This is a genomic window from Bernardetia aquimarina (assembly GCF_042180575.1).
Taxonomy (GTDB): domain Bacteria; phylum Bacteroidota; class Bacteroidia; order Cytophagales; family Bernardetiaceae; genus Bernardetia.
The window spans coordinates 2,970,001-2,983,408 of sequence record NZ_CP170094.1 but is presented as its reverse complement, the minus strand read 5'-3'; the positions used below and the strand labels follow the sequence as shown (position 1 = coordinate 2,983,408).

General features: G+C 31.4%; 5 protein-coding genes. 4 read left to right on the top strand and 1 reads right to left on the bottom strand.

All coding sequences use genetic code 11. The annotated features are described in order from the left end of the window. Positions 1–472: 472 nt before the first annotated feature. Positions 473–3,001, bottom strand: coding sequence for a ribonucleoside-diphosphate reductase subunit alpha (locus ACE193_RS12655; protein WP_375558599.1), 2,529 nt, complete (start codon positions 2,999–3,001; stop codon positions 473–475). A gap of 738 nt (positions 3,002–3,739) precedes the next feature. Here ACE193_RS12655 and ACE193_RS12650 point away from each other — a divergent pair. The 4 genes from ACE193_RS12650 (at position 3,740) to ACE193_RS12635 (ending at position 13,362) form a co-directional block, all read left to right on the top strand. After that, complete coding sequence (locus tag ACE193_RS12650) at positions 3,740–5,038, top strand: sulfatase-like hydrolase/transferase (RefSeq protein ID WP_375558598.1); 1,299 nt, start codon at positions 3,740–3,742, stop codon at positions 5,036–5,038. Between the two features lie 720 nt (positions 5,039–5,758). Continuing rightward, on the top strand, positions 5,759–7,390 hold the full coding sequence (aceB, locus tag ACE193_RS12645; RefSeq protein ID WP_375558597.1) for a malate synthase A: 1,632 nt from the start codon (positions 5,759–5,761) through the stop codon (positions 7,388–7,390). A 200-nt stretch (positions 7,391–7,590) separates the two neighbouring features. Beyond that, complete coding sequence (gene aceA, locus ACE193_RS12640) at positions 7,591–8,910, top strand: isocitrate lyase (RefSeq protein ID WP_375558596.1); 1,320 nt, start codon at positions 7,591–7,593, stop codon at positions 8,908–8,910. A gap of 180 nt (positions 8,911–9,090) precedes the next feature. Further along, positions 9,091–13,362, top strand: coding sequence for a sacsin N-terminal ATP-binding-like domain-containing protein (locus tag ACE193_RS12635; RefSeq protein WP_375558595.1), 4,272 nt, complete (start codon positions 9,091–9,093; stop codon positions 13,360–13,362). Positions 13,363–13,408 lie beyond the last annotated feature (46 nt).

Sequence of the window (13,408 nt, the reverse complement as noted above, 5' to 3'; positions counted from 1 at the left end):
ATTATGACCATAAAACTAAAAAAGTGAGGTTAGAATGAAAAAAACAGAAACCTTCTGTTATTGCTACTATTTTGTAGCAGGAGAAATATTAGTAATTAGAGAGCTTATAAATCTTTCAATTTTATCAGAAAAAACAGAGATGAAGGAGTATTCATTCATAATGATATGAAAAATATGAAAAAAACAAAACCACCTAGAAAATTTAGTTTTTTTAGGTGGTTTTAGATATAATTTATTTGCCGTTATTGGTGTCCCCACTATAGCAGTAAGGCTATTGAGAAATTTTGATTTTTACTCTGTTAGGAGTTGTATGTTGGTAGTAAAGTGTTTTTTGTGTTGAACATCTTAGAATACTACCAATATGTAGTTTCTAACGGAACACCTGAAGTGTAACGAAAGCAGCGAAGCTAAAAAATCAAATAAATTTTTAATCTTACGGCTATGGTGTACCCACCGACGATATCATTAAAAGTTAACTTCCACACGTCAAGCAATCTTCGTCGTCTAGTGAACATGCTGCTCCTCCTAGTCCATCTTTTAATTGTTCTTCTTGTGCTTGTCCATTTTGGCGTTTGTGGATTCTAGCAAGTGCAAGATTTGATTGTTCTTCCATATCTCCAGCTCCAGCCATTTCTAGTATCTCTTCGTTGCTTTGAGCAATTACTTTTTCAGCCTTTGCTTTTGTTGCTACATTTCCTTTGCTTATTTCTAAAGCATCTTTATCAACTGTAAACTTAATAGCATCAGCAGCAGCTTTTGTACGAAGATAATACATACCTGTTTTCAAACCTCGTTTCCAAGCATGGAAGTGCATAGAAGTAAGTTTTCCAAAAGTAGGATTCTGAATATGAACATTCAAACTCTGACTCTGACAAATATATGCGCCTCTATCAGCCGACATATCAATAATTGTACGCTGACTAATTTCCCAAACTGTCTTATAAATATCTTTCAATTCTTGAGGAATACGCTTGATATTCTGAACCGAACCATTTGCAGAAATAAGTTCATTTTTCATTTCATCATCCCACATATCAATGGCAATCAAATCTTTCAAAAGATGTTTGTTTACTACCACAAACTCCCCAGAAAGAACACGACGAACATAAATATTAGATGTATAAGGCTCAAAACATTCGTTATTTCCCAAAATCTGAGAAGTCGAAGCTGTTGGCATTGGTGCAAGTAAAAGTGAGTTTCTAGCTCCATGTTTTACTACTTCGCCACGCAACTCTTCCCAGTTCCAACGTCCAGAATGATAATCTTCATCTACATTCCACAAATCAAACTGGAATTGACCTTTTGATAATGGACTACCTTCAAATGTTTCATAAGCACCTTCTGTAACTGCTAAATCTTTAGAAGCAGTCATGGCAGCAAAATACATTGTTTCGAAAATTTCTTTATTGAGAGCAGCAGCTTCTTCAGATTCGAAAGGCATACGAAGCATAATAAATGCATCAGCCAAACCTTGTACGCCCAATCCGATTGGACGATGGCGCATATTTGAATTACGAGCCTCTTCGATTGGATAATAATTTCTGTCAATAATTCTATTCAAATTGACAGTTGCTTGATAGGTTACATCATAAAGAAGTTCGTGATTGAATTCTAAATTACCATCATTGTTTTCTATAACAAATTTTGGAAGTGCAATACTCGCCAAATTACAAACTGCCACTTCATCAGGTGCAGTATATTCCATTATTTCAGTACAAAGGTTTGACGATTTTATTGTACCTAAATTTTGTTGATTCGACTTGCTGTTTGCGTGGTCTTTATAAAGCATATACGGAGTTCCCGTTTCGATTTGTGCTTCTAAGATAGCAAACCAAAGTTCTTGCGCTCTAATTGTTTTTCTTGCTTTTCCTTCTAATTCATATTTTGTATAAAGCTCTTCAAACTCTTTTCCAAAACAATCTGACAAACCTCTAGCTTCATTCGGACAAAATAATGACCATTCGCCATCATCTTGAACACGCTTCATAAATAAATCTGAAATCCACAACGCATAAAATAAATCTCTTGCTCTTGCTTCTTCTTTACCATGATTTTTCTTCAAGTCTAAAAACTCAAAAACATCAGCATGCCAAGGTTCTAAATAAACAGCAAAAGCTCCTTTGCGTTTGTTTCCTCCTTGATCAATATAACGAGCTGTATCATTAAATACTTTAAGCATCGGAACAATTCCGTTTGAGTAGCCATTTGTACCACGAATATATGAGCCTGTTGCACGAACATTATGAACACTTACGCCAATTCCACCAGCCGATTGAGAAATTTTTGCACATTGTTTTAATGTATCATAAATTCCATCCACACTATCATCTTGAACTTCTAACAAGAAACAAGAAGACATTTGAGGTTTTGGAGTTCCCGAATTAAAAAGTGTCGGAGTGGCATGTGTAAACCAACGTTCGGACATTAAGTGATAGGTTTTGATAGCTGCATCAATATCAGCACCATGAATACCCACCGAAACACGCATAATCATTTGCTGAGGACGCTCTGTTACTTTTCCATCAAGACGCAAAAGATACGAACGTTCTAAGGTTTTGAAACCAAAATAATCATATTCGTAATCTCTACTATAATCAATAGCTTGATTCAAAACGTGAGCATATTTACGAACTACTTGTACCACCTCATCAGAAATAAGTCCTGCACTTTCCTGTGTTTTTGGGTTTACATAATTATAAAGCTCTTCAATCGTCTCTGAAAAAGCGTCTTTTGTTTCTTTATGAAGGTTTGAAATGGCAATTCGTGAAGCCAAAATTGCATAATCTGGATGAACTGTTGCCATTGTAGCTGCTGTTTCTGCTGCTAGTTCGTCTAGTTCGATAGTCGTTACGTTGTCATAAAGTCCTGCCAAAACTTTATAAGTAATTTCTTGAGGTTTGATATAACGAGTATCCAAATTATCACAAAGTCTTTCTATTCTGGCTGTGATTTTTTGCATAATCACTTCTTCTTTCCTGCCGTCTCGCTTGATTACGTACATATATATTGAGTATTTGAATAAATTAATTTTTGATGTAGTGCGTATCTTTTTCTAACTGATTCAAAAGCAGTTACAAATAAATAAAAATACGGTATCAGATTTTGGAACAAAAATAAGCATCTTATTTCAGAACTGAATTATTTAGATTCAATCTAAGCAAAGAAACTTTGTTAGTAACGTAAAGTAACTATTTTTGTTGGTGAGGATTTTTGGATAGTTGCTATAAATGCAACGAACAAAAAATCAATTCTATTGAAAATTTACTAATAAAAATAGCCTTATGTTACGAATTTCTGATAAATATTAATTTACGATTTTCTAGTTGCAAAGACAAAAAGTATCTAAAAATTTAATATAGAAATTTGTGGATAACTTTCTTCTACAAAAAAAGTCTTATTCAAAACCGAAAAAAATAGATTGAATCAAGAACAGTCAATCCACGAGTAAACCTACTCTTAATATACATGAATTGATTTTATACTGATGTTACGCAATCAAAAAACGAAACCCATAACTTTAGTTATGGGGAAATAAAACATGTTGTTTTCTGCTATTCTGCGCCTGTTTTCCCACGATTTTAATCGTGGGTTTCGTTTATTTATGCAAGAAATTTGCAAAAAAAAATTATCGTTGCGTAACATCAGTTTTATAGTAACAACTAACTAAACCATTAATATTTTTTTAGGTCTAAGTAGGTAGTTAATTATCACAACTTCAATAAACTAATTATTTATTCCTATGAAATTTACCTCTTTTATTTCCCTATCTGTTTTTGTATTGATTTTTCTTTTTAGCTCTTGCAAAAAAGAAGAAGGTATAACCAATCCCACCATGTCTAACTCTCCCAATATTCTTTTTATCATTGCTGATGATATGGGAAAAGATGCTACAAATGGATTTTCAGAAGGAAATATCAAGCCTATTACTCCTACCCTTGACAACATAAAAAATACAGGACTTAGTTTTACTAATTTTTGGACTGCTCCCACTTGTTCACCCACTCGTTCAGCAACGATTACAGGAAAATATGGATATAGAACAGGTGTAAAATGGGCAGGTGATGTGCTTTCAAATTCAGAAACTGTTTTACAGAAATATATTAATGAACAAACAAATAATAAATATGCTACGGCAGTTATTGGAAAGTGGCATTTAGCAGGCGCAAATAATACATTTAATCCAGAAAATTTTGGAATAGATTATTATGCAGGAATGATTACTGGAACAGCACAGAGTTATTATAATTGGAGTTTTTCGGAAAATGGAGCATCTAGTATAGAGACACAATATATCACTGAAAAATTCACAGATTTAGCGATTGATTGGGTAGGTAAGCAAGACAAACCTTGGTTTTTGTGGCTTGCTTATACTGCTCCTCACACACCTTTTCATGCTCCACCAACAGAAATGCACTCGCAGGGAAATTTACCAGAATATACTGAAGGTTTAGATGAACTTCCATATTACATGGCAGCCATTGAAGCAATGGATTTTCAGATTGCACGATTATTAAATACGATGAGTCAAGAAGAAAGAGATAACACAATCATTATTTTTATAGGAGATAACGGAACACCAAACCAAGTAGCTCAAACTCCTTATTCTTCAAGAACTGTAAAAGGAACTTTATATCAAGGAGGAATAAATTGTCCTTTGTTTGTGTCAGGAAATGGTATTTCAAGAACAGGAACAGACGAAAATTTGATAAATACAACGGATTTATTTGCCACTATTGCAGAATTGGCAGGTTTGACTATTTCTGAAATAAATGATAGCAAAAGTTTTAAACCTTTGTTTATCTCTTCTTCTACTCATAGGGAATATATTTATTCAGAAATGAATAGTGATAGAGATAATATTTGGACAATACGCAATCAAAAATATAAAATTATTGCAAATGCTTTTGGAAGCCAAGAAATGTATAATTTGCAAACTGATCCTTACGAAAACACTAACTTGCTTAATTCTCCTTTATCAGATGAAGAAAATACAGCAAAAAATGCTTTAGAAGCAAAATTAAGTGAAATTAGAAATTAAGTAAAGTCTGTAAGACATTTCAACTTAGTTTCTAGGAAATCAATTTATCAGATACTCAAAGCAAATAATACTTACAAAAAATTACAGGGTTTTCTTATAAAAAAAGAGAAATGCTGTTGTTGGTGGGACACCAACAACCACAATGTGATAACAGAGGTTTAAGGTATAGAAACAGAACTAAATAGTTTTTATAAGAAAACCCTACAAAAAATTAGGTGTTATTTGTTTTTATCCAAATTATTGACGTTATTTGAACAAAATACCAATAAATACGCTGCACGCATAATAATTTAGAAAAATAGAAACATTTATTGACTTGTTAGTAATCTATTCTTAACAAAGTTAATCCTTTTCTAAATTACCTTTACTATAAATAAAAATCGCTTACTTTTTCATAAGTTAAAATGTGATTTAGGGTTTTTAGTGTTCTAGTTTTAATTTTTGTTGAATCTGAATTATTAATTCTGATTTTATTGCTAATTAATCACTAATCAACCGTTTTGTGATACAGGTTTCGAATTCAAAACATATAAAGAAAAACGTTATCTACTTAGACGCAACTTCTTTTATTAAATTAGTCTATAAGCTACTTTGTCGTTTGGTTTCCAAACTACACTACTTTTTTGTCGCTTTACTTCTAGCAAACCATATTACATTTATCAAGTATTTTTATTTTACAGAAATAAATACATTTCATTCAAAATATCAACTCATTCAATTATGTCTAATACAAAATCTCAGCTCCAAGCAAACTTGGAAGTGAAAGGAAACATTACGCCTGAATTTGAGCAACTATTAACGCCCGAAGCATTTGTTTTTCTAGCCGAGTTACACAAAAAATTTGACACTCGTCGCCACGAATTATTAGAGAAAAGAAATAAAAGACAAGCTGAAATAGACAAGGGAAATATGCCTACTTTTTTAGAGGAAACAAAGCATATTAGAGAAGATAAAAACTGGAAAGTTGCACCAATTCCTCAAGATTTGCAAGACCGTAGAGTAGAAATTACAGGACCAGTAGAGCGAAAAATGATGATAAATGCACTAAACTCTGGTGCAAATATTTTTATGGCAGATTTTGAAGATTCAAATTCGCCTACATGGGGAAATGCTGTTCAAGGTCAGATAAATTGCTACGATGCTATTCGCAAAACGATTACGTTTCACGATGCAAAAAAGAATAAAAATTATGAATTGAATGATGAAACTGCTGTTTTATTAGTTCGTCCTCGTGGTTGGCATTTGAACGAAAAGAATTTATTGATTGATGGAAAACCTATTTCGGGTGGACTTTTTGATTTTGGACTTTATATGTTCCACAATGCAAAAGAACTTGTCAAGCGTGGTTCAGGACCTTATTTTTATCTTCCAAAAATAGAATCTCATTTAGAAGCTCGTCTATGGAATGAAGCCTTTGTTTTTGCTCAAAATTATCTTGCTATTCCTCAAGGAACAATCAAAGCAACTGTTCTTTTAGAAACAATTATGGCATCTTTTGAGATTGAAGAAATTCTCTATGAACTCAAAGACCACATGGCAGGAATCAATGCAGGTCGTTGGGATTATATTTTTTCTGCAATCAAAAAATTCAGAAATGTAGTCAAAAATCCTTTGCCAGACCGTGGACAAATTACAATGACTGTTCCATTTATGAAGGCTTACACAGAGCTTTTGGTAAGAGGTTGTCATACACGAGGCGCACATGCGATTGGTGGAATGTCTGCTTTTATTCCTACTCGTAGCGATGAAGAAATCAACAAACAAGCCTTTGAAAAAGTGCGAAAAGACAAAGAACGTGAAGCCAATGATGGTTTTGATGGTTCTTGGGTAGCACATCCAGATTTGGTAAAAGTAGCAAAAGACGTTTTTGATGCTAAATTTGGCGACAAACCAAACCAGAAAGACCGTTTGAGAGAAGATGTAGATGTAGAAAAAATGCTAAAAGAACTTACCAATTTTGACATTGAAGGAGGAACAATTACTGATGCAGGTGTACGAATGAATTTTAATGTTGGTATTCGTTATATAGCTTCTTGGTTAAATGGCGTGGGTGCAGCAGCTATTTTTAATCTAATGGAAGATGCAGCAACAGCCGAAATTTCAAGAACGCAGCTTTGGCAGTGGCTCAATAATCCGAATGCAAAACTAGCAGACGGTACAGAAATTACAGAACAATATTTGAGAAAATGTATGGAAGAAGAATATCAATCCATAAAAGACGAAGCTGCAACCTACAAAGGTTTTGACTTCGAAAACTCAAAGTTTCCAAAAGCAAAAGAACTTATGGAAGGTTTAGTCTTTACAAAAGAATACAAAGACTTTTTGACAACAGAAGCATACCATTTGATATAAGTTTTAGACCCTAAGGGTTTTCAAAAACCCTTAGGGTCTAGTTAAAAACAAACGACAAAACCAAAATCCTTAACTGGACACACAATAAATCGACAAGCACAAACACACGCCTTTTATATAATTAATAAAAAATAAATTCAAAAGTTGTGATTTACTGATTACTGGTAATTGATAACTGAAAAACTGATAACTGAAATATTATGTCTAAGCAAAATGGAACTTCAAACAAATACGCTCACAGAAGCGTGTCAGAATTAGAAAACGAATGGAAAACATCACAACGTTGGAAAGGAATTACTAGAGATTATACAGGAGAAGATGTAGCCAAATTACGTGGTTCGGTAAAAGTAGAACACACATTAGGACGTATGGGTTCGGAGCGTTTGTGGGATTTGATGCACAGTGAAGCGTATGTAAATTCTTTGGGTGCAATTTCTGGAAACCAAGCCGTACAACAAGTAAAAGCTGGTTTGAAAGCAATTTATATGAGTGGTTGGCAAGTGGCAGCAGACGGAAACAATGCTGGACAAATGTATCCAGACCAAAGTTTGTATCCTGCTGATAGCGTTCCAAAAATGGTTACTCGTGTAAACAATGCGCTTATGCGTGCAGACCAAATCGAAAATGCAGAAAGTGCAAATTCTGTACATTGGTTAGCTCCAATCGTTGCTGATGCAGAAGCTGGTTTTGGTGGTGTTTTGAATGCTTTTGAATTGATGAAAGGAATGATTGAAGCAGGTGCAGCAGGTGTACACTTCGAAGACCAATTATCGTCTGCCAAAAAATGTGGACACATGGGAGGAAAAGTATTAGTTCCTACTAAAGAAGCAGTTCAAAAATTGAAAGCTGCTCGTTTGGCTGCCGATGTTTTGGACGTTCCTACTGTTTTGATTGCTCGTACAGATGCAAACGGTTCGTTTTTGATTACAAGTGATATTGACGAAGTAGATGCTCCATTTATTTCTGACGAACCTCGTACAGCAGAAGGATTTTTTGTTTTGAAAGGTGGAATTGAAGCTGCCGTAGCTCGTGGTTTGGCATATGCTCCTTATGCTGATGTAGTTTGGTGTGAAACAGGTAAGCCTGATGTAGAGGAAGCTCGTTATTTTGCTGAAAAAATTCACGAAAAATTCCCTGGTAAATTATTGGCTTACAACTGTTCGCCTTCTTTCAACTGGACAGCTAACCTAGATAAAGATACAATCGCAAACTTCCAACAGCAATTAGGAGAAATGGGTTACAAATACCAATTCGTAACACTTGCAGGTTTCCACAGCTTAAACATGGGAATGTTCGAACTTGCATTGAAATATAAAACTGAAGGAATGGCTGCTTATTCTCGTCTTCAAGACAAAGAGTTTGATTACGAAGCAAAAGGTTATACTGGAACTAAACACCAACGTTTTGTAGGTGCTGGTTATTTTGACCAAGTAGCTCAAGCAATCGTAGGCGAAGGTTTATCAACTGCTGCCTTGAAAGGTTCGACAGAAGAAGAGCAATTCAATGAAGCTAAAGTATAAGTAATAACTATTTTTTAGAATTTCTGAAAACGAACTATCTCTTTTTTTGAGGTGGTTCGTTTTTTTTTATGTGATAAATTAATTGTACAAAAAATATAATGTTATGCAATATGTAAGTTTTTTTTATATCTTGTAAACAGTATTAATAATTATCTATTTTTTGCAAAAAACTACTTACTAATGTCTAACAAAAAAGAAATAATAAAGCACTTACATAATGTTACTTTAGGTGGACATCCTATTCCTGCTAGAAACCAGTCAGAAGCGTTAAAAAAATTTGAAATAGAATTATATACTAGGAAGGAAAGATTAGTGTTTGAGTTAATACAAAATGCTGATGACTTTCCAAGTGAAAAACTAGGAGTAGTGGATTTAAAATTTACTTTTTTAAATGAAAATATTTTAGTTACCCACAATGGTAAAGAGTTCCAAGATATAGATGTTAAAGCCATTTCTAGTATTGGAAATAGTGCTAAGTCAGAAGACGAATCTGCAACAGGATATAAAGGAATTGGCTTTAAATCTGTTTTTACTCACTCAAAAAAAGTGTTTATAAGTTCTGGAGGTTATCTTTTTAGATATGACAAAAGTTATGAGAAATATTTAAAGTTTGAAGAGTTATATCCCTCACTTGATGTTCAAGATGAGTTTAAAGGAGAGTTCGAAAAACATGCAACTCCTGATATGATACCTTGGGAGTTAATGCCTATTTGGACAGAACAAAATGAGTTTCCTAATGAAGTTAAAAATATACCCAACTTATTTGATTTTCCTGTAGCATTTGTATTGTCATTTGGAAAAGAAAATGTAGAGGAATTTAAGCCTAAAATAGCAAAATTATTTCAAGAGCCTCGTTTTCTGCTATTTTTAAGAAACATCAATTCAATTAGAATAGATGGTTTGGAGGAGAACATTGTTGTAGTAAGAGAAAAAGAAAAATCTTTTTGTCATCTCAAAGTAAATGAAAAGAATAGCGAAACTTTTTTAACTCTTGAAAAACCTATCAAAATAGAAATCGGAAAAGAAGATATAGAAAATCTTAAGAAAGTAGATGATATTCCTCCTAAATTATTAGATGTTGCATCTTTTAGTCTGAACTTTGCTATCGGTTTTGAAAAGGACAAACTTATTCCTGTTGAGAATAGTGTAATATTCACTTATTTACCAACCGAAGACAAAACTTATAAATTTCCTTTTTTAGTAAATAGTGATTTTGTAACCTCTAGTAATAGAGAAGTTATTTTACCTGATAATAAATGGAACAAATTTGTATTTGAACATATTGGTTACGAATTGTTCAACTGGATTAAATCAATAGTAGAATCAAATGAAGATTACAGATTTAGTTTTACTGTGGTAATCCCAGAGAAATTTAAAATTGAAAATAATGACACAGATAGTATAGAATATCATTTTAATAAAGGTTTTGATAAAGCTATTCAAGAAATAGCATTTTTGCCTACATCGGACGGAAATTTTTGTAGGTTTTCAGAGGGCATTATAGATTTAATAGGATTTTCTGACATTATTGGACATGATATTTTTCTTTCAATTATTGATTCAAAAAAGAAACTTATAGACAATAGAGTGGAAAATAAAGGTCGTATTTTGTTTAATGATATAGATACATTTTGGCTTGATGACTTGAAAAAAATATTTGTGAATGAAAAGTTTAAAGAAATTTTAAATCCTACACTACTTTTAAAAATTCTAAAATTCATTTCAGGCAATAAATATTTACAAGATAAATTTATAGAGGTTACTTTATTACTTGCTGACAATGATAATAAAGATTTATTATTAACTTCAAATATCTATTTTCAAACAAATGAAGAAAATAGAAAGCTACTTACTTTCAAAGATGTCAATTTTCTACACCCTGTTATAAATGATTTTGCAGAAATTAATTTAGAATTTAAAGAATGGTTGAAAAACTTAGGAGTTAGAGAGTTTCAAGGAGAAATATTCATTCGTGATGAGGTAATTGATAAACAAAATTTGGTAAATCAATCTCTAAATAAACATTTTAATAACAAAAATTTTTGGACTTTTGTTTTTCTTTATCATAAGAATTTGTCAGAAATAGAATTAAAAAAACTACAGAATTTTTATTTAATTGATGAATCAAAAAACAAACATGGTATTGCGTCATCTTTTTATCTATCAGACTATTTCAGCAAGAAAGGAGAACCTTCTATTGAAGATATTTTTGAGGAACTAGAATTAGAAGGTTTATTTGTGCGTAAAGGTTACTATCAAGATAATCAACCTGCTTCTTGGCATACTTTCTTTTCAAAAATAGGTGTGAAAAAGTCAGAAGGCATTACTATTTTTAAAGATAAAATAATTCCTTTTATTCAAAATGAAAAAATGACTGAAGAGAATTATCTAAAAATAACCAAGTTTGTTTTTGAAGTTTTTCACTCTAATAAAAATATTTTTACTGGAATAAATTTATCTAATTTTAAAGTTTTAACAACTGATAACGAGTTAAAAAATATATATTCATGCATTCTTAGTGATGAATATACTATCGATAAACGTTTGAATAGTGTTTTAACAGAATATCAGTTAAGTAATCAAATAAACAATATTTATTTAAAAGAAATTAGTAACAATAAACAAAAATGGAAAGAGTTTTTTCTTTTTCTGAATAAAGGTATAGAGCTTAGCTCTATTGATATAATGAAAAAGAAAATAGAGATAATAGCTAAAGACTCTTCAAAAGTAACAACAGAAAATGTTTTAGATGTATGGAAGACAATATTCGAATTTAAAGACGAATTGCTAAAAACGCACAAGGAGCAACTCAAAAAAGTTCCTGTTCTATCAGATAATAATTTATTAATAGATTGCTGTTCAGGATTTTATTTTCCAAATAAATACAATCCTAGGACAAATTTAGAAGAGTTACTAAAAGGTTATTATTCTCGCTTTATTAGTTCAAAGTATATTTCTATCTCTGATAAAGATTTGAAACCTTTTTTCAAAGAACTAGGAGTAGATGAAGTATTAAGAGGTTTTACAAATATGAGTTTATATAATCCTCACTCTGGTAATTTGAGAAAGTATCAATTTTGTGCAAATTTTTGGAATTATTTTATAGATAATTTTAATTTAATTGATTTACAGAAAAGTCAAATATTCTTAAATGGAAAAATTCCATTACCTTGTTTAGATGGTACAGTTAAAGATAATACAGAGGTTTACTCTTTTGAATTAAAGGATTTACTCAAAGATAAGTCTATAACATGTAGTATAAAATTTACGAATAAAATAGAAGAAACTTTAGGCATACGAAAAGTAGTGTCTTTATCTAAATGTTTGGAGATTTTAAACATTATTGCTATAGAATCAAATTCAACAGATAAACGTCTATCTCAAATTTATAATCATTTACTGCAAAATTTTATCAATAAAACCTTTATTAATACGGAAGAGATTGAAAAATTCAAACAAAATGGAAAATTACTAACGAATTCAGATTCTTTCGAAAATGTTACCAATTTATATTTTCAAGATAGTTCTACGTATCATCTTCCATTAGATAATAACAGTAAGATTGTACAAAGAATCTCAAATAGAGAAAAGTGGGAAAAGTTTGAAAATGTACTCTCCAAATTAGGAGTGCAAAGAATTACAGAAGAAGACTTTGTTATTGATACAAATAATTCTAAAAGTCTAGCTCAAGAATTACATAAAATACTAGAATTAAGTATAGCTAAAATTGCTGCTAAAATAGAAATTACCAATCAAAAATCATTAGAAAGTAAAATGAATAACAAGTTAGAAAAATTGAAAATTTACTTTGTCAATAAATTATTTCTTGATTGTAAAAAGCTAAACTATAGAATAGAAATTCCTAATTATTACGATAAATCCAACGTAATTTACTATGCTGGAGAGTGGGATAGTATTTCAAACGCAAAAATTATTGACTATTTATTTCAATTTTTTAGTATTTCAGAAAAGCATATAAGTAAAGATGAGTTTATAAATATTTTACTATCTCAACGTCTAGTACAAGAATCTACAATAGAAGTTGTACAAAAAGAGGGAATACAAGAAATTTATGAAAGAAGTAGTAATTATCAATCTGGAAAATATGTAAATAAAACAGTAGCTCGGTATGGAGAAGAGTTTGTAAATAAAGAACTAAATAAATACTTTAAAAATAGAGTAAAATGGTTAAATGAAAACGGAGAAGCAGGAAATCCTTATGACTTCATTATTTATACAGATGAAACAAAAAGTCAAATGCTTTTTTATGTTGATGCTAAATCTACATCAACAGGAGAAGACTTTAGTAATAGTATTCCATTTTTTATAATGCAAAGTGAGTGGAATTTAATCAAACGTGGAAATTCTAAATATGTGGTAGCACGAGTTTTTAATGCTACTTCTTCAAATCCTTCTGTAGAGTATGTAGATTTAAAAACAGAAAAATTTTAGTGAAAAACAGAAAATAAAAGTAGTTGTGTGATACCTAATTCAAAAA